This window comes from Pseudomonas frederiksbergensis, from assembly GCF_900105495.1.
GTDB classification, from domain to species: domain Bacteria; phylum Pseudomonadota; class Gammaproteobacteria; order Pseudomonadales; family Pseudomonadaceae; genus Aquipseudomonas; species Aquipseudomonas frederiksbergensis.
The window spans coordinates 5126669-5145711 of sequence record NZ_FNTF01000002.1 but is presented as its reverse complement, the minus strand read 5'-3'; the positions used below and the strand labels follow the sequence as shown (position 1 = coordinate 5145711).

The 19043-nt window shown below is 60.3% G+C and carries 13 protein-coding genes; 10 read left to right on the top strand and 3 right to left on the bottom strand.

What is annotated here, in order from left to right:
- Positions 1-125: 125 nt before the first annotated feature.
- The gene (gene xthA, locus BLW70_RS24115; protein ID WP_074878268.1) at positions 126-938 is read right to left on the bottom strand and encodes an exodeoxyribonuclease III; all 813 of its coding nucleotides are present in this window, start codon (positions 936-938) and stop codon (positions 126-128) included.
- A gap of 296 nt (positions 939-1234) precedes the next feature.
- Between xthA and BLW70_RS24110 the strand changes: the two genes are divergently transcribed.
- From BLW70_RS24110 to BLW70_RS24080, 7 genes are all read left to right on the top strand, one after another.
- Entirely contained in the window at positions 1235-1885 is a 651-nt protein-coding gene (locus BLW70_RS24110) for a GNAT family N-acetyltransferase (protein ID WP_046047485.1), read from the top strand.
- A 65-nt stretch (positions 1886-1950) separates the two neighbouring features.
- Entirely contained in the window at positions 1951-3678 is a 1728-nt protein-coding gene (locus BLW70_RS24105) for an autotransporter assembly complex protein TamA (RefSeq protein ID WP_074878266.1), read from the top strand.
- Complete coding sequence (locus tag BLW70_RS24100) at positions 3675-7349, top strand: translocation/assembly module TamB domain-containing protein (RefSeq protein WP_074878264.1); 3675 nt, start codon at positions 3675-3677, stop codon at positions 7347-7349. The genes BLW70_RS24105 and BLW70_RS24100 overlap by 4 nt, the downstream gene beginning before the upstream one ends.
- 325 nt (positions 7350-7674) lie before the next feature.
- Positions 7675-8148: a MarR family winged helix-turn-helix transcriptional regulator gene (locus tag BLW70_RS24095; RefSeq protein ID WP_033057114.1), complete on the top strand. Its 474-nt coding sequence runs from the start codon at positions 7675-7677 to the stop codon at positions 8146-8148.
- Positions 8145-9614, top strand: coding sequence for an efflux transporter outer membrane subunit (locus BLW70_RS24090; RefSeq protein WP_074878262.1), 1470 nt, complete (start codon positions 8145-8147; stop codon positions 9612-9614). Before BLW70_RS24095 ends, BLW70_RS24090 begins: the two co-directional genes overlap by 4 nt.
- A gap of 15 nt (positions 9615-9629) precedes the next feature.
- Positions 9630-10832: an HlyD/EmrA/EmrK family protein gene (locus BLW70_RS24085; protein WP_074878261.1), complete on the top strand. Its 1203-nt coding sequence runs from the start codon at positions 9630-9632 to the stop codon at positions 10830-10832.
- A gap of 184 nt (positions 10833-11016) precedes the next feature.
- Positions 11017-12546, top strand: a complete 1530-nt coding sequence (locus BLW70_RS24080; protein WP_074878260.1) for a DHA2 family efflux MFS transporter permease subunit — start codon at positions 11017-11019, stop codon at positions 12544-12546.
- Between the two features lie 126 nt (positions 12547-12672).
- Here the strand turns inward: BLW70_RS24080 and lpxH are convergent, their stop codons facing one another.
- Positions 12673-13425: a UDP-2,3-diacylglucosamine diphosphatase gene (gene lpxH / locus BLW70_RS24075; protein WP_074878257.1), complete on the bottom strand. Its 753-nt coding sequence runs from the start codon at positions 13423-13425 to the stop codon at positions 12673-12675.
- The gene (locus tag BLW70_RS24070; RefSeq protein ID WP_074878254.1) at positions 13422-13925 is read right to left on the bottom strand and encodes a peptidylprolyl isomerase; all 504 of its coding nucleotides are present in this window, start codon (positions 13923-13925) and stop codon (positions 13422-13424) included. The genes lpxH and BLW70_RS24070 overlap by 4 nt, the downstream gene beginning before the upstream one ends.
- A gap of 277 nt (positions 13926-14202) precedes the next feature.
- Between BLW70_RS24070 and BLW70_RS24065 the strand changes: the two genes are divergently transcribed.
- From BLW70_RS24065 to BLW70_RS24055, 3 genes are all read left to right on the top strand, one after another.
- A complete protein-coding gene (locus tag BLW70_RS24065; RefSeq protein ID WP_074878253.1) occupies positions 14203-15900 on the top strand; it encodes a glutamine--tRNA ligase/YqeY domain fusion protein in 1698 nt (565 codons plus the stop codon).
- A 39-nt stretch (positions 15901-15939) separates the two neighbouring features.
- Positions 15940-17322, top strand: coding sequence for a cysteine--tRNA ligase (cysS, locus tag BLW70_RS24060; protein ID WP_074878252.1), 1383 nt, complete (start codon positions 15940-15942; stop codon positions 17320-17322).
- 390 nt (positions 17323-17712) lie between these two features.
- Positions 17713-18921 carry an MFS transporter gene (locus tag BLW70_RS24055; RefSeq protein ID WP_074878251.1) on the top strand — a complete coding sequence of 403 codons (1209 nt, stop codon included), beginning with the start codon at positions 17713-17715 and terminating at the stop codon, positions 18919-18921.
- Positions 18922-19043: the final 122 nt, after the last annotated feature.

Below are 19043 nucleotides of genomic sequence, written 5' to 3'. Positions count from 1 at the left end.
GGATCGTTCCCTCGCTCTGCGTGGGAATGCATCCCGTGACGCTCTGCGTCACTTCCAGAGGCGGAACGCGGAGCGTCCCTGGCGGCATTCCCACGCAGAGCGTGGGAACGATCAGCGAAACCGGATCAGCTCAATTCAAGCCAGATCGGCGCATGATCCGACGGTTTTTCCATCCCGCGCAATTCGTAATCCACACCTGCGTCCTTCACCCGTGGCAACAACCCGTGGGACGCCATGATCAAGTCAATCCGCAGGCCACGCTTGGGCTCATCCTCAAAACCGCGGCTGCGGTAGTCGAACCAGCTGAAACGATCGGACACCTCCGGGTTCAAGTGACGGAAGCTGTCCACCAGGCCCCAGTTCTTCAGCCGGGCCATCCACTCGCGTTCTTCCGGCAGGAAGCTGCATTTGCCGGTTTTCAGCCAGCGTTTCATGTTGTCCGGGCCGATACCGATGTCGCAGTCTTCAGGGGAAATGTTCACGTCGCCCATCACCACCACTGGCTGGTCGTTGCTGAACTGGCTTTCCAGCAACTGCTGCAGATCGCTGTAAAAACGTTCCTTGGCGGGGAACTTGGTCGGGTGATCGCGGCTTTCGCCCTGTGGGAAATAGCCGTTCATGATGGTCACCGGCACGCCATTGGTGTCGGCGAACGTGCCCCAGATGAAGCGGCGCTGAGCGTCTTCTTCATCGGTGACGAAACCTTTGTGCAGCGCGATAGGTTCCTGGCGCGAGAGCAGGGCGACGCCGTAATGACCTTTTTGACCATGGAAATACACGTGATAGCCCAGCGCCTGAACCTCGGCCAGCGGGAATTGGTCGTCGTGGACCTTGGTTTCCTGCAGTCCGATCACATCTGGCTGATGCTTTTCGATCAGCGCCGCCAACTGATGAGGGCGAGCGCGCAGCCCGTTGATGTTGAAGGAGACGATCTTCATGGTCGGCAGTCCTGGCAAAAGGGCGATGCTAGCTGACATGTAGGAATGGGGCCAGTGTTGGGGTGAGGGGTTTCGTGTTTGTCCGACAGCTTTGTATTGGTAGCAATGGCCTCATCGCGAGCAGGCTCGCTCCCACAGGGGACGAGTCTGGTCTATACCTTGTGGGAGCGAGCCCGCTTGCGATGGCGGCATCACAACCAACACTGATTCGGATCAGCAAGGAACTGTGCCAGCGCTATAGGCTCGTAACCAGAAGAGCGCAGTCATCTGACCTGTGCCAGGGGAGATCAACCGTTATGCCCGAAACTTCCACTGTCATCGCCGATATTCACATGCTCGACAGCGGCTATTCCCGCGAAGCACGTTCGTTGCTGTACCAGGCTTACCGGCATGAGCCGACGTTCGGCTACCTGTTCGAAGCCGAGCGTCCCGGTTATGAGCAGCGGGTCCGGGCTACCGTGCGCGAACTGGTCAAGCAACACTTTCTTCAGGACTTGCCGGCCATCGGCCTGCTGGTCAACGACCGGTTGATCGGCATCGCACTGATCGCGCCGCCGCAACGCCGCCTGGGCATCACAGAGAGTTGGGCCTGGCGTCTGCGCATGGTGCTGAGCACCGGTTTTCGCTGTACCCGACGTTATCTCGAGTATCACGATGCCGTGATGGCTTGTGTGCCGTCCGACTCGGTACACCTGCTGCCATTGCTGGGGGTTCATCCGCAATTCCAGGGCAAACACTTTGGCGAACAATTGCTGCAAGCGGTGCACAACTGGTGCGCGGTGGATGAACACTCCGAGGGCGTGATCCTCGATACCGGGAATCCTCGTTATCTGGAGTTCTATAAGCGTCAGGGCTACGAGGAAATCGGTGAGGTCGCCGTAGGACCGATTCGCGAGCACGTGTTTTTCCACGCCAATCCGCAGGTGTTACAAACAGCAACGGCATAAAGGTAGAACTTTCACCGCACGCCAGGCTCTATCACGCTCCCAAGCTCGTGATAGCATCCGCGCCTATGAAGTTTCCAGGAAGAATTACCAGTGGCGTGCTGATGCTGATTACCAGCTGCGCGGCACTGGCGCAAAGTGAATTGGATGTGCGGATCAAACCGTCCAACGATGAACTGAAAGCCAATATAGAGGGCTATATCGGCAGCCTCGGCGATCGAGACGAAGAAGCCTTGCTGCGCTTCAGTCGTGGCGCCGAAGAACAGGCGCGCAAGGCCGCCCAGGCCTTGGGTTATTACCAGCCGCAGATCGACTCTGATGTGAAGGGCGGCAAGACGCCGCGCCTGGTGCTGAACATCGAGCCCGGCGAGCCGGTGCATTTGCGCAACGTCACCATTCGCGTCGACGGCCCTGCTGCCTCCCTCAAATCATTCCGTGTGCCCAAAAGCAATACGCTGAAAACCGGCGCAGTGCTTAACCATGGCCATTACGAAGACGCCAAGCGCCTGATTCAGAATCAGGCCTCGCGTTTTGGCTTTTTCAGTGGTTATTTCAGCAGCCAGAAATTGTTGGTCGACCCGCGAGCCGGCGTCGCCGATATCGAACTGGTCTACAACAGCGGCCCGCGTTATTCATTGGGCAAAGTCAGTTTTGAAGGGGACACGCCGTTCGACGAGGACCTGCTGCAGCGCATGGTGCCATTCAAGGAGGGGGCGCCCTACGACTCCGAACTGATCGCCGAGCTCAGCCAGGCCATGCAATCGAGTGGCTATTTCGAAAGCGTACGGGTGGATGCGGCGCCGACGGCGTCCAGGAACGACGTGATCCCGGTGGACGTCAAACTCGAAACCCGCAAACCACGGACCATGGGTCTGGGGCTCGGCTATTCCACTGACGTCGGCCCACGGGTCAAGGCCAACTGGACGCGGCACTGGGTCAACCCTCAGGGGCACAGCTATGGCTGGGAAACCGAAGTCTCGGCGCCTCGGCAGAACGTCGGCGTGTTCTACGACATTCCCCTGGACCCGCCGCTGACCGACAAGCTGCGGTTCGCCGGTGGCTATCAGAACGAAGAAATCGCCGACAAGGACTCCCTGAGCAAACTGCTGACCATCGGTCCCGAGTGGCACAGCAAGCTGCCCAGCGGTTGGCAGCGGGTGGTGTCGCTCAAATGGCAACGCGAGGAATACAGGCTCGGTGACGACTCGGGGCTTAGCACCTTGCTGATGCCTGGCGTCAGCTATTCCTACCTTAAAAGTGATAACCGCATCGACCCGCACAACGGTTATCGCCTGGAATTCGAGACCAAAGTGGCCAAGGAAGGTTTGGGTTCTGACAACAACCTGCTTTACGGCACCGCGTTGGTGAAGGGCTTGACCACGGTCTTCGACAAACACCGCTTCCTCGGTCGGGTGCAGGTCGGCGGCAGCGCCACCAACGGCTACAAATCGGTACCGCCGTCGTTGCGCTTTTTTGCCGGTGGCGATCAGAGCGTGCGCGGCTACGACTATCAGAGCCTGTCACCGGAAAACTCCGAGGGCGACCGCATCGGGGGCCGTTACATGGTTGCCGGCAGCGTCGAGTATCAGTACTCCGTTGCCGAAAAATGGCGGGTCGCGACGTTCATTGATCAGGGCAACTCCTTCAATACCCTCGAACTGCCGAACCTCAAGACCGGCGTCGGTATCGGCGTGCGCTGGGTTTCTCCGGTAGGGCCGATTCGCCTCGACTTGGCCCATGCGATGGACGACGACGGCGGCATTCGACTGCACTTTTCCATGGGGCCTGAGCTGTGAAGCGTGGTTTGAAAATAACGCTGTTGGCGATTCTGGCGCTGCTGATGCTGGTCGTTTTGACCGTGACCACCGTGCTGGGTACTTCGACGGGCAGCCGCTGGGCGTTGGGGTTGGTGCCGGGTCTGACCGTGGAAAATTATCAGGGCCGATTGGGCGGACAGTGGAGCGCCGACCGTGTGTTGTGGCAGCAAGACACCAGCCGGGTTGAGCTGAGCAAGGTGATTTTCGCCTGGTCGCCGCTGTGCCTGACGCGTATGGCACTGTGCATCGAGCAACTGAAGGCCGATCAAGTCAGCCTGCAATTTCCACCGGGCACGGATGAAGACAGCAGCGGTTCGATCGAACTTCCGGACCTGGATTTGCCGCTGGCCATCGAACTGGGCGACGTCCAGGTCGGCAGCCTGCTGTTCAACGGCAGCGAAGAACTCAAGGGCCTGCAACTGGCGGCGCACTGGACGGCCAACGGTCTGCAGATCGATTCCGTTCATTTGCAAAGGGATGACCTGAGCCTGAATCTTTCAGGCCTGCTGCAACCCAGCGGCAACTGGCCGCTCAAGGCGCAAGGCCAACTGACCCTGCCAGCCCCCGGCACCGCGCCTTGGACGCTGGCCCTGAAGGTCGACGGCGATCTGCTGAAAACCCTGAACCTGAAAGCCGACAGCAGCGGTTACCTGAACGGGCAATTGACCGGGGAGCTGCAACCACTGGTGGAGAACCTGCCGGCCAAGGCACGGATCACCGCTGACGGCTTCAAGCCCGGTGCCGATCTGCCGGACACCCTGCAACTCAACCAACTGGAACTCACCGGCGACGGCGACCTGAAAAACGGTTACCAGTTGCTCGGCAAAGCCACGTTGCCGGGCGAAAAAGGCCCCGTCGCGTTGTTGCTGCAAGGCAAGGTCGACGCCAATGGCGCGCAGATCGCCGGACTGGACCTCACGGCCAACGACAAGCAAAGCCTGAAGCTCACCGGCAACCTCGACTGGAGCAAAGGCCTGAGCGCCGATGCCAAAATCGACTGGCTGGATTTCCCGTGGCACAGCCTCTATCCACTGATCGACGAGCCCGAAGTGGCGTTGCGCAGTTTCAACGGTGAAGTCTCCTACACCGACGGTAAATACCTCGGCAGCTTCAAATCCGCACTCGACGGCCCGGCCGGAGAATTCAGCCTGACCAGCCCGTTCAGCGGCGACCTGACGAAGATCTACCTGCAACAAATTCAACTCGAAGCCGGGCAGGGCAAGGCCGAAGGGCACCTGAACCTGCAATTCGCCGATGGCATTGCCTGGGACACGGCGCTGGACCTGTCGGCGATCAACCCGGCGTACTGGGTCGCGGAGTTGCCGGGCATCCTGGCCGGACCGTTGCGCAGCAAGGGCGAGATGAAGAATGAAACACTCAGCCTGACGGCTGATCTCGACTTGAAAGGCAAACTGCGCGGTCAACCGGCAGTGATCCAGGCCAACGCCGATGGCGGTGGCGAGCAATGGAACCTCAGCGCGCTGCAAGTTCGCCTCGGCGACAACAGCATCAACGGCAAGGGCAGCCTGCAACAGAAGCTCACCGGTCAGATCGATATCAAGCTGCCGCGCCTGGCTCAGTTGTGGCCGCAACTGCGCGGTCAGCTCAATGGTCGCGTCGATGTCGCCGGAACACTCAAGGCCCCGCAAGGCAAGCTCGGGCTGCAAGGCACGCAACTGGCCTTCGAAGACAATCGCCTGCAAAGCCTGAATCTGGACGCCACCCTCGATAGCGCGCAACGGGCGAAAATCGACCTCAAGGGCAGCGGCATTCGGGCCGGTGAAACGTCGCTGGGGACGCTGACCGCCAGCGGCCAGGGCGACATCAAAAACCAGAAACTCGCCCTCGACCTGCAAGGGCCGAAGCTGAAACTCGCGCTCGGCCTCGACGGCAATCTGGACCAAGGCAATTGGCGTGGGCGCCTGGCCAGCGGCGATATCCAGGCCGGCGGTCAGGACTGGAAGCTGCAAGGCCCGGCGAAGCTCGAGCGGCTGGCGGACGGCAAGATCAACTTCGGCGCCCATTGCTGGACATCCGGCCCGGCCAGCCTGTGCGGTGAGGATCAGCGCCTGATGCCTGAGCCGAAGCTGCGTTATCACCTCAAACAGTTTCCGATCGACAGCCTGGCGCAGTGGTTGCCCAAGGATTTCGCCTGGAAGGGCCGGCTCAACGCGGACCTGCAACTGGACCTGCCGGCCAGCGGCCCGAACGGCCTGATCAGCGTCGATGCCAGCGGCGGCACGTTGCGCATCAAGGAAAAGGACCAGTGGCTGGACTTCCCGTACCAGACCCTGAAACTCAACAGCAAACTCACGCCCAAGCGCATCGACACTGACCTCAATTTCGTCGGCGGCAAGCTCGGTGAGCTGATGCTCCAGGCGCAGATCAATCCGTTGCCGAAGGACAAGCCACTGACCGGCTCGTTCCGCCTGAGTGGTCTGGACCTGTCGGTGGCGCGGCCATTCGTGCCAATGGTCGAGAAACTGACCGGACGCTTGAATGGCAGCGGCACGCTCGCCGGTACGCTGCTGGCGCCGCAGGTCAACGGCAATCTGCTGCTCAGCGACGGCGAGATTTCCGGGCCTGAACTGCCGATGGACCTCGAAGCGCTGCAACTTCAAGCCGTGATTGCGGGTGAAACCGTGCAATTGAACGGCGGCTGGAAAAGCGGCAAGACCGGGCAGGGCACCTTGAGCGGCAACATCGCCTGGGGTCAGGCATTGGTGGTGGATCTGGCGCTCAAAGGTACGCAATTGCCGGTCACCGTCGAGCCCTACGCCAAGCTGGAAATGGCGCCGGACCTGAAGATTTCGGTGAAGGACGACAAACTGGCGATTGTCGGCAAGGTATTGGTGCCCAAAGGCGAGATCACCGTGCGCGAGTTGCCGCCATCGACGGTCAAGGTGTCCGATGACACGGTGATCGTCGGCCAGCAGACCGAAGAGGGCAAACCCCCGATGGCCATGGCGATGGATATCGATGTGGTGGTCGGTCAGGACAAACTCAGCTTCGCCGGGTTTGGCCTGACCGCCAACCTGCAAGGTCATGTGCACATCGGCGACAACATGGACACCCGCGGCGAGCTCTGGCTCAACGATGGGCGTTATCGCGCCTACGGTCAGCGGTTGACCGTACGCCGGGCGCGTTTGCTGTTTGCCGGCCCGATCGATCAGCCGTACCTGGACATCGAAGCGATTCGCCAGACCGACGACGTGATCGCCGGCATTCGCCTGAGCGGTAGCGCCGAGCAGCCGACCACACAGATCTTCTCCGAGCCGGCGATGAGCCAGGAACAGGCGTTGTCCTATCTGGTGCTGGGGCGCCCGCTGAGCACCAACGGTGAGGACAACAACATGTTGGCTCAAGCGGCGCTCGGCCTGGGCTTGATGGGCAGTTCGGGGGTGACCAGCGGCTTGGCGAAAAACCTGGGGATTCAGGATTTCCAGCTCGATACCGAGGGTAGCGGCAACGCCACCAGCGTGGTCGCCAGCGGCAATATCTCCGAGAAGCTCAGCCTGCGTTATGGCGTTGGCGTGTTCGAACCGGCCAACACCATCGCCTTGCGTTACAAGCTGAGCAAGAAGGTCTACCTCGAAGCAGCGGGCGGCGTGGCCAGTTCGCTGGACATCTTCTACAAGCGGGATTTCTAAACCCCCGCGCGGTCCCTGTGGCGAGGGGGTTTGTCGGAACGCCGCATCGCCCCGTTGGGCCGCGTAGCGGCCCCAAAACATGCAACTTCATTCCTTGATCGTTCCCATGCTCCGCGTGGGAATGCAGCCCGGGACGCTCCGCGTCCCTTCCCAAGCCAAACGCAGAGCGTCCGTTGAGGCATTCCCACGCAGAGCGTGGGAACGATCACTCACCAGCCATTGATCAACAAAATAGCAAGCAACCTAACTATTGCGTTGACATTCGCTGCCTAGGCAGTAACATCTCGACATACATTCTCTGCCTAGGCAGCTAATTGGTGGTCAGATGAAGCATTTCACCCCAGACGAATTCCACACGTGCCATCTCGGTCTCCTGCTCGGGCGCGCTGCGCTGCTCAAGGACCGGATCATCGACACGCACATGGAACCCCACGGCATCACTGCCGCGCAGTTCAAAGTGCTGATCATCATGGCCCAGTTCGGCGTCGATACCCCCGCCGAGCTGTGTCGTCACCTGTCGCTGGACAGCGGATCGATGACCCGCATGCTCGACCGCCTGGAACAGAAAGGCTTCCTCGCCCGCCAACGCTCCGAGGCGGATCGTCGTCAGGTTCAGTTGGTGTTGACCGAACAAGGCCAGCAGTTGACTGACCGCCTGCCGGAGATCGGCGCCGACGCCATGAATGAACTGGCTGGCGCGATCACCCCAGAGGAATTGAAAACCCTGGAACAGATCCTGAAGAAAATTCTGGTGGCAGCCGGTGACTCGATCACCCTGCTGCGGGTAGGTGACAAATGAGCAGTAAAACCCTGCGTGCCGGCCTGAGCCTGGTGCTGGCGGCCATGACCCTGGCCGGTTGCGCCAGCTACAGCGGACTGACCACCGAAGGCAAAAGCCTCGATGCGAAAACCCTCAAGGCCGGACAATCCCTCAGCGGTGTAACCCTGTCGCCCGCGGCCTGGCCGAAAAGCGACTGGTGGAAGAGCCTCGGCGACCCACAGCTCGACGGCTTGATCCGCGAAGCCCTGCACGACAGCCCCGACATGCAAATCGCCGACGCCCGTGCTCACCAGGCCAGTGCCGCCGCTTACGCAGCGGATGCCGCTCGCATGCCGACCCTCGATGCCAGTGCCGGCGTCAGCCGTTCGCGTCTGGCTCGGGATCAGGACCCGAGGGGCGAGGGCGATGCGTACTCCACCGTGCGCAACATCAGCGCCAGTTTCAATTACAACTTTGACCTTTGGGGCGGCCAGCGTGATGCCTGGGAAGCAGCATTGGGCCAGGCCCGTGCTGCCGAAGTCGATCAACAAGCCGCGCAACTGACGTTGTCCGCCGACGTCGCTCGCGCCTACAGCGATCTGGGGCAGGCGCATATTGTCTACGACCTGGCCAATGAAGACCTCAAGCGCACCAAACAAATGCTCGACCTGAGCCAGCGTCGCCTGAGCTCGGGGATCGACAGCCAATACCAGTTCCAGCAAACCGAAAGCCTGGAAGCCACCTCCGAAGCCAGCCTGATCGATGCCGAAAAACGCCTGCAAAGCGCGAAAATCGCCTTGGCCGTCTTGCTCGGCAAAGGCCCGGATCGCGGCAACGAAATCCCCCGGCCGAAAATCCTCCAGGCCAGCGCTGTCGCGTTGCCATCGGTGCTGCCGGCCGAGTTGCTCGGTCGGCGTCCAGACCTGGTGGCCGCGCGTTGGCGGGTCGAGGCGGCGAGCAAGAACATCGACGCCGGCAAAACCCGCTTCTACCCCAACCTCAACCTGAGCGCCGCGGCCGGTGCCGAGTCGTTGCTGGGCGATGCGATGTTCGGTTCGGCCAGTCGCTTCTTCAACATTGCACCAACGATCTCGGTGCCGATTTTCGACGGTGGCCGCCTGCGCGCCGACCTCGATTCCCGCGACGCCGATTACGACCTCGCGGTGGCGCAGTACAACAAAAGCCTGGTGAAAGCCCTGGGCGATGTCAGCGACACCATCAACCAGCTGCGCGATATCGGCCGGCAGATCGGGGCACAACAGCGCGCCACCGACATTGCTCAGGATTCTTACAACACGGTGGTTGAGCGGTACGGTTCCGGCATCGGGAATTACCTGGACGTGCTCAGCATCGAGCAGCAACTGCTCCAGGCCCAGCGGCAGCTGGCCAACCTGAATGCCGAGCAGATCGACCTGTCGATCCAACTGATGCAGGCGCTGGGCGGCGGCTTCCAGGGCGAAACCCTGGCCGCCGCCAATGCAACCCCAGCCACGCTGAACAACTGATTCGAGGTATTTGTCATGGCCACTGCCGAAACAACACCCACCCCTGACAACGCACAAGACACCCGCAATTCGCGTAAACGCAAAGTCATGCTGGCAGCGCTCGCGATCGTGGTGATCCTCGCCGGCATCGGCGTCTGGGGTTATCACGAACTCTATGGGCGCTGGAACGAAAGCACCGACGACGCCTATGTAAACGGCAACGTGGTTGAAATCACTCCGCTGGTCACCGGCACTGTGGTCAGCATCGGTGCCGACGATGGCGACCTGGTTCACGAAGGCCAGGTGCTGATCAACTTCGACCCGAACGACGCCGAAGTCGGCCTGCAAAGTGCCCAGGCCAATCTGGCCCGCACCGTGCGTCAGGTTCGCGGCTTGTACAGCAACGTCGACGGCATGAAAGCCCAGGTCAATGCGCAGCAGGCCGAAGTGCAAAAGGCTCAGGACAACTTCAATCGCCGGAAAAACCTCGCCGCTGGCGGGGCGATTTCCCAGGAAGAACTGTCCCATGCTCGCGACGACCTGACCTCGGCGCAAAACGCCCTGGCCAACGCCAGACAGCAACTCAAAACCACCAGTGCGCTGGTTGATGACACCGTGGTGTCGTCGCACCCGGACGTGATGTCCGCTGCCGCGCAATTGCGTCAGGCGTATTTGAACAACTCCCGCAGCACCTTGATCGCGCCGGTCACCGGTTACGTGGCCAAGCGCTCGGTACAACTGGGCCAACGCGTTCAGCCGGGCACCGCATTGATGGCGGTGATTCCGCTGGATCAGCTGTGGATCGACGCCAACTTCAAGGAAACCCAGCTGCGTGATATGCGCATTGGCCAGCCCGTAGATATCGAGGCCGACCTGTACGGCAGCGACGTGAAGTTCAGCGGCACCATCGACAGCCTTGGTGCCGGTACCGGCAGCGCGTTTGCCTTGCTGCCGGCGCAGAACGCCACCGGCAACTGGATCAAAATCGTCCAGCGGGTGCCGGTGCGGATTCACATCAACGCCGAAGAACTGGCCAGGCACCCGTTGCGGGTCGGCCTGTCGACTCAGGTCGATGTGAACCTGCGTGACCAGAGCGGCCCGGTGCTGGCACAACAGTCGCCGCAAAAGGCTTCGTTCAGCACCAATGTCTACGACCTTCAATTGGCCGAGGCCGACGCGATGATCACTCAGTTGATCCATGACAACAGCGCGGCGGTCAGCAAAACCGTTCAACGCTGATCAGTCATCACACCGACCCTGTGGGAGTGAGCCTTTGTGGTGAGGGGGCTCGCCCCCGTTGGACTGCGCAGCAGTCCCATCTTCCAGGGCCGCTTCGCGACCCAACGGGGCGATGCGGCGTTCCGACAAGCCCCCTCGCCACAGGAGCCCCCGCTCCAAAAAATTCAGCTCCAAAGGATTTGCGATGAGCAATAACGCGTCTTTCACGCCGCCCAGCCTGCTGCTCAGCACCATTGGCCTGTCGCTGGCGACCTTCATGCAAGTGCTCGACACCACGATCGCCAACGTGGCGTTGCCGACGATTTCCGGCAACCTCGGCGTGAGTTCGGAGCAGGGCACTTGGGTGATTACCTCGTTCGCGGTCAGCAACGCCATCGCGCTGCCGCTGACCGGCTGGCTCAGCCGGCGTTTCGGCGAGGTGAAGCTGTTTCTCTGGGCGACGATCCTGTTCGTGCTGGCTTCGTTTCTATGCGGTATCTCGACCTCAATGCCGGAGCTGATTGGCTTTCGGGTGCTTCAAGGCCTGGTGGCAGGTCCGTTGTACCCGATGACTCAAACGCTGCTGATTGCCGTCTATCCGCCCGCCAGGCGCGGCATGGCCCTTGCGTTGCTGGCGATGGTCACGGTGGTGGCGCCGATTGCCGGCCCCATCCTCGGTGGTTGGATTACCGACAGCTACAGCTGGCCGTGGATCTTCTTTATCAACGTGCCGATCGGTGTTTTCGCGGTGATGGTGGTGCGCCAGCAACTCAAGGCGCGGCCAGTGCAAACCAGCTACCAACCGATGGATTACGTCGGCTTGATCACCCTGATCATTGGCGTCGGCGCATTGCAGGTGATCCTCGACAAGGGCAACGACCTGGACTGGTTCGAGTCGAACTTCATCCTCATCGGCGCGGCGATTTCGGTGATTGCGCTGGCGGTGTTCGTGATCTGGGAAATGACCGACAAGCACCCGGTAGTCAATCTGCGGCTATTCGCTCACCGCAACTTCCGCATCGGCACGATTGTGCTGGTGTTGGGTTACGCCGGGTTCTTCGGGATCAACCTGATTCTGCCGCAATGGCTGCAAACCCAGATGGGTTACACGGCAACCTGGGCGGGGCTCGCGGTGGCGCCGATCGGGATTCTGCCGGTGCTGATGTCGCCGTTTGTCGGCAAGTACGCACATAAATTCGACCTGCGGCTGCTGGCCGGGCTGGCGTTCCTGGCGATTGGCCTGAGCTGCTTCATGCGTGCCGGGTTTACCAACGAAGTGGACTTCCAGCACATCGCTCTGGTGCAGTTGTTCATGGGAATTGGCGTGGCGCTGTTCTTCATGCCGACCTTGAGCATTCTGATGTCGGACCTGCCACCGAGCCAGATCGCCGACGGCGCGGGCCTGGCGACGTTCCTGCGGACACTGGGCGGTAGTTTTGCTGCGTCGCTGACGACGTGGATCTGGATTCGCCGAGCCGATCAGCACCACGCCTATATGAGCGAAAGCATCAGCACCTATGAGCCGGCTACCCGCGAGGCGCTGAACAGCCTGGGCGGGGCGAGCAGTCCGGCATATGCGCAACTGGATCATGTGCTGACCAGCCAGGCGTACATGCTCTCCACCGTGGATTACTTCACGTTGCTGGGGTGGGCGTTCATGGGCTTGATTGTGCTGGTGTGGCTGGCGAAACCGCCGTTTGCGGCGAAGGCGGGGCCGGCTGCGTCAGGTCACTAAGGCCTGAAACTGATCGTTCCCACGCTCCGCGTGGGAATGCAGCCCGGGACGCTCCGCGTCCCTTCCAATGTCGAACGCGGAGCGTCCGTTGAGACATTCCCACGCAGAGCGTGGGAACGATCAAGATCAGGCAGAAGGTGCTGCCAGTTGTGGCGGCGGGGCGAAGTCGAATGGCGCCAACGCAAACCCACTTTCATCCACCTGCAACGCCCACCCCTGACGATCCCAATCCCCCAACACAATCCGTTTAGCCGCCTGCTCGCCAATCTGCAACTTGTGAATGGCCGGGCGATGGGTGTGCCCATGGATCAGGGTTTTCACACCAAAGGCCTGCATGATCCGCGGCACTTCTTCGGGCGTGACATCAACAATGTCATTGGCCTTCATCCGTGTCTGCGCACGGCTTTCATTGCGCAGCTTGCGCGCCAGCTTATGGCGAGTCCGCAAAGGCAAGTGGCGCAGGATGAACAGGGTAACCGGATTACGCAGATAGCGACGCAGCTTCATATAAGCCTCGTCGCGGGTGCAGAGGCTGTCGCCGTGCATCAATAGCACCGGCTCGCCGTAAAATTGCACGACACTCGGATCTTTCAGCAACGTACAACCGGCCTGTTTGCAAAAGGCCTGGCCGAGCATGAAGTCGCGATTGCCGTGCATCAGAAAAATGGCCGTGCCGCTGTCACTGAGGTCGCGCAGGGCCTGGCAGATGGAACGCTGGAACGGCGTCATGGCATCGTCGCCAATCCACGCCTCGAAAAAGTCGCCCAAGATGTACAACGCACTCGCCGAGCGGGCGCGTCCGGCGAGCAAATCCAGAAACGCCCGGGTAATGTCCGGGCGCTCCTCTTCCAGATGCAAGTCTGAAATCAGCAGTATCACTCAATGATCTCGGCTTTCTCGATGATCACGTCTTCTGCAGGTACGTCCTGGTGGCCGGCTTTGGAAGTGGTAGCCACGCCTTTGATCTTGTCGACCACGTCGGTGCCTTCAACGACTTTAGCGAATACGGCGTAGCCCCAACCCTGAGCGGTTTTGCCGCTGTGGTTCAAAAAGCTGTTGTCAGCCACGTTGATGAAGAACTGGGCGGAAGCCGAATGCGGCTCCATGGTGCGGGCCATGGCAACGCTGTACTTCTCGTTCGGCAGGCCGTTGTCGGCTTCGTTCTGGATGCTTGGGCGCTTGTCTTTCTTTTCTTTCATGCCTGGCTCGAAACCGCCGCCCTGGATCATGAAGTTACCGATGACGCGGTGGAAAACAGTGTTTTCGTAGTGACCGGCTTTGACGTACTCGATGAAGTTGGCCACGGTGATCGGGGCTTTCTCAGCGTTCAGTTCCAGGACGATGTCGCCATGGTTTGTTGTCAGTTTGACTTGGGTCATGATCGGGGACTCTTTATAAAAGAAGCGGTTTCTAATAATTCGTGGGTTTTGGGGCATTGAAGCCCTCAACCGGTCCGGCCAGATTCGGCCAAGGTGCGCAGTTTAGCGTGCCGGGCGCGAATTTCGAGGCTGTTTTTCACTTGCCCCCGATTAAATGCAGCCGTTTTCGGGCCTGCTCTGTCAGCGACTTGACGGCATCGGCTATGATAAGCCCCTTTGTTTTAACCGCCGCTTTGATTTGGCCAACTGGCCGCGCACTTGTACGTTCAAGGATCCTATGAGCAAGCCCACTGTCGACCCTACCTCGAATTCCAAGACCGGCCCTGCCGTGCCGGTCAATTTCCTGCGCCCGATCATCCAGGCGGACCTGGACTCGGGTAAGCACACGCAGATCGTCACCCGTTTCCCGCCTGAGCCCAATGGCTACCTGCACATCGGTCACGCCAAGTCGATTTGCGTGAACTTCGGCCTGGCCCAGGAATTTGGCGGCGTCACGCACCTGCGTTTCGACGACACCAACCCGGCCAAGGAAGACCAGGAATACATCGACGCGATCGAAAGCGACGTCAAATGGCTGGGCTTCGAATGGTCCGGTGAAGTGCGCTACGCCTCGCAGTATTTCGACCAGTTGCACGATTGGGCCATTGAGCTGATCAAGGCCGGCAAGGCCTACGTCGATGACCTGAGCCCTGAACAGGCCAAGGAATATCGCGGCACGCTGACCGAACCGGGCAAAAACAGCCCGTTCCGTGATCGCAGCGTCGAAGAAAACCTCGATTGGTTCGCCCGCATGAAGGCCGGTGAGTTCAAGGACGGCGCACGCGTGCTGCGGGCCAAGATCGACATGGCCTCGCCGAACATGAACCTGCGCGACCCGATCATGTATCGCATCCGTCACGCGCATCACCACCAGACCGGTGACAAGTGGTGCATCTACCCGAACTATGACTTCACCCACGGTCAGTCGGACGCCATCGAAGGCATCACCCACTCGATCTGCACCCTGGAGTTCGAAAGCCATCGTCCGCTGTACGAGTGGTTCCTCGACAACCTGCCAGTACCGGCGAAGCCGCGTCAGTACGAGTTCAGCCGCCTGAACCTGAACTACACCATCACCAGCAAGCGCAAGCTCAAGCAACTGGTCGATGAAAAGCACGTTCATGGCTGGGACGATCCGCGCATGTCCACGCTGTCCGGCTTCCGCCGCCGTGGTTACACGCCCAAATCGATCCGCAACTTCTGCGAAATGATCGGCACCAACCGTTCCGACGGCGTGGTCGATTTCGGCATGCTGGAATTCAGCATCCGTGACGACCTCGACCACAGCGCCCCGCGTGCCATGTGCGTGCTGCGTCCGCTGAAAGTCGTGATCACCAACTACCCGGAAGGCCAGGTCGAGAACCTCGAACTGGCGTGCCACCCGAAAGAAGACATGGGCGTGCGCGTCCTGCCGTTCGCCCGTGAGCTCTACATCGACCGTGAAGACTTCATGGAAGAGCCGCCAAAAGGCTACAAGCGCCTGGAACCTGCTGGCGAAGTGCGTCTGCGCGGCAGCTACGTGATCCGCGCCGACGAAGCGATCAAGGACGCCGATGGCAACATCGTCGAACTGCGTTGCTCCTACGACCCGGAAACCCTGGGCAAGAACCCTGAAGGCCGCAAGGTCAAAGGCGTGGTGCACTGGGTGCCGGCTGCGGCCAGCGTCGAATGCGAAGTGCGCCTGTACGATCGCCTGTTCCGTTCGGCCAACCCTGAGAAGGCCGAAGACAGCGCCAGTTTCCTGGACAACATCAACCCTGACTCGCTGCAAGTCCTCACCGGTTGTCGTGCCGAGCCTTCGCTGGGCAATGCACAGCCGGAAGACCGTTTCCAGTTCGAGCGCGAAGGTTACTTCGTCGCGGATATCAAGGACTCGAAACCGGGCGCTCCGGTATTCAACCGTACCGTGACCTTGCGTGATTCGTGGGGCCAGTGATTACAGGCCTGATCGGCCTTGATAAATAGGCAACCTAAAGTGCTTACGATCTACAACACGCTCACCAAGAGCAAAGAAGTCTTCAAGCCGCTGGATGGCAACAATGTGCGCATGTACGTCTGCGGGATGACCGTGTACGACTACTGCCATATTGGCCACGGCCGCAGCATGGTCGCGTTCGACCTGGTGACCCGCTGGTTGCGGTTCAGCGGTTATAACCTGACCTATGTGCGCAACATCACCGACATTGAAGACAAGATCATCAATCGGGCCAAGGAGAACGGCGAGCCGTTCGACGCGCTGACCGAACGCATGATCACCGCGATGCACGAGGACGAGGCCCGCCTCAATATCCTCAAGCCAGACATGGAACCGCGGGCCACCGATCACATTCCGGGCATGCTGAGCATGATCCAGACGCTGATCGACAAGGGTTACGCCTACGCCCCGGGCAATGGCGACGTGTATTACCGCGTCGCCAAGTTCATGGGCTACGGCAAGCTGTCGCGCAAGAAAATCGAAGACCTGCGCATCGGCGCGCGGATCGAAGTCGACGAGTCGAAACAGGACCCGCTGGACTTTGTGCTGTGGAAAGCCACCAAACCGGGTGAGCCGAGCTGGCCTTCGCCGTGGGGCGAGGGTCGTCCGGGCTGGCACATCGAGTGCTCGGTGATGTCCACCTGCTGCCTGGGTGAGACCTTCGACATTCATGGCGGCGGCAGCGACCTTGAGTTCCCGCACCACGAAAACGAAATCGCCCAGAGCGAAGCGGCCACCGGCAAGACCTACGCCAACGCGTGGATGCATTGCGGCATGATTCGCATCAATGGCGAGAAGATGTCCAAGTCCTTGAACAACTTCTTCACCATTCGCGACGTGCTGGAAAAGTACCACCCGGAAGTCGTGCGTTACCTGCTGGTGTCGAGCCACTACCGCAGCGCGATCAACTACTCGGAAGACAACCTCAAGGACGCCAAGGGCGCGCTCGAGCGTTTCTACCACGCGTTGAAAGGCCTGCCGAACGTCGCGCCGGCTGGCGGCGAAGCCTTCGTCGAGCGTTTCACCCAGGTGATGAACGACGACTTCGGCACGCCGGAAGCCTGTGCGGTGCTGTTCGAGATGGTTCGCGAGATCAACCGTCTGCGCGAGAGCGATCTCAATGCCGCGGCCGGTCTGGCGGCTCGTTTGAAGGAGTTGGCGAGCGTGCTGGGGGTGTTGCAGCTTGAGGCTGACGACTTCTTGCAGGCCGGCGCCGAAGGGCGGGTCGATGCGGCTGAGGTTGATGCGCTGATTGCTGCGCGTCTGGCGGCACGTGCTGGTAAAGACTGGGCTGAATCCGACCGTATCCGCGACCAGCTCACCGCGATGGGTGTGGTGCTGGAAGACGGCAAGGGCGGGACGACCTGGCGTCTGGCTGACTGATTGCTGCGTTTGCTCCAAACAAAACCCGCCTTGTGCGGGTTTTTGTTTGGGCGCGAAAAGAGACCCTAACCCTCTCCCAAAGCGAGAGGTGACCGATTGGGGGATGTTCAAGAGATACGCCGATCTGAACGATTTTTAGCGAATCCATAATCAACTCGATGTTTCAGGTCGATGTACAACGCCAGACACCTCGGTCGGCCCCCTCTACCTCCGGGAGGGCTGGGGTGAGGGCAACGCTTTGCGTCGGCTGCACGGTAAACGCAGTCATCAAAACCAAAGCCTGTGGTTGCTTTTGCCGTGCGCGTAGGTCTTGATGTCTGACGCGGCCAAACTTGGCGGCGGCGCATGCAGCGGGATGCTGATCGGCGACGATTATGGAATGGAGGCATCATGGCTAATCACTATAGCGAGCTTCTAACGACCCCCGGTGCCACGGGGTTAGTGCTCGCGAGTTCTATTGCGCGGTTGCCGCAGGCAATGATCGGCATTGGCATTATCACCATGCTGGTGCAGCAAACCGGTGTTTACTGGCTGGCCGGCGCAGTCGCCGGTACGTTTACCTTGGCCAATGCGCTGATCGGCCCGCATATCTCGAAACTGGTTGATCAGCGTGGCCAGAGTCGCGTGCTGCCCGTCGTCACCGCTTTCAGCATTGGCATGTTGCTGGCGCTGATCATCGCTGTGTACCTGCGGGCGCCGGTCGCGCTGCTGTTTGTTCTGGCGGCACTCGCGGGGACGATGCCGAGCATGCCCTCGATGATCAGAGCACGCTGGTCGCAGCTGTTCCGTGGCAAACCGCAATTGCACACGGCGTTCTCTCTGGACACCGTGCTGACTGAACTCGCCTACATCATCGGCCCACCCCTGGCGATTGGTTTGAGCGTGAGTTTTTTCGCCGAAGCCGGGCCGCTGGTTGCCGTTGTGATGCTGGCGGTCGGGGTGACGGCTTTTCTTATGCAGCGCCAGACAGAACCGAAAGTGGTCGTGGGCAACATCAGCCGCACCAGCTCCACGTTGCTTATTCCCGGCGTACGCACCATCGTCCTCGCGCTGCTGGCGATGGGGATGATTGGCGGATCGATCGACGTGGCAGTCGTGGCCTTCGCCAACGCACAAGGCTGGCCAGAGTCCGCCACATTCATCCTCGCAGCCTATGCGCTCGGCTCGATGATTGCGGGTCTGACGTTTGGTGCGTTGAGGATTTCTCTGTCGATAGAAAAACAGTTCTTTATCGGGATATTGGTCACGGCACTCACAAGTGTTTTACCGATTTTTTCAGCGGACGTTTATATCCTTTCAGGGATGCTGTTTATCGCTGGCATGTCATTTGCGCCAACCATGGTGATGGTGATGCACCTGGGTACGATCATTGTTCCGCCATCTAGGATTACCGAAGGCCTGACGTGGATGACCACCGGCATCAGCATCGGCGTAGCGCTCGGTGGCATGCTTTCGGGTCTGGTTATCGATTCTTATGGCGCGCGGGCGGGATTCGGGGTGGCCATTGGCGCCGGGGTCGTGATGGTAGTAGTCGTGCTGGTTGGGTTGCGCACATTGAGTGCGGTCTCAGCTGCGAATGTTGAGCCAGCCTTTCAATAATTGGCACTGTCCGGAATTTCGCCCTAACCCAAGCCCTCTCCCCCAGGAGCGGGGACTGATTGGGGGATGCTCAAGATGCTCGGCAACTCGGAATTCATGCTTTGAATCCATAATCAACTCGG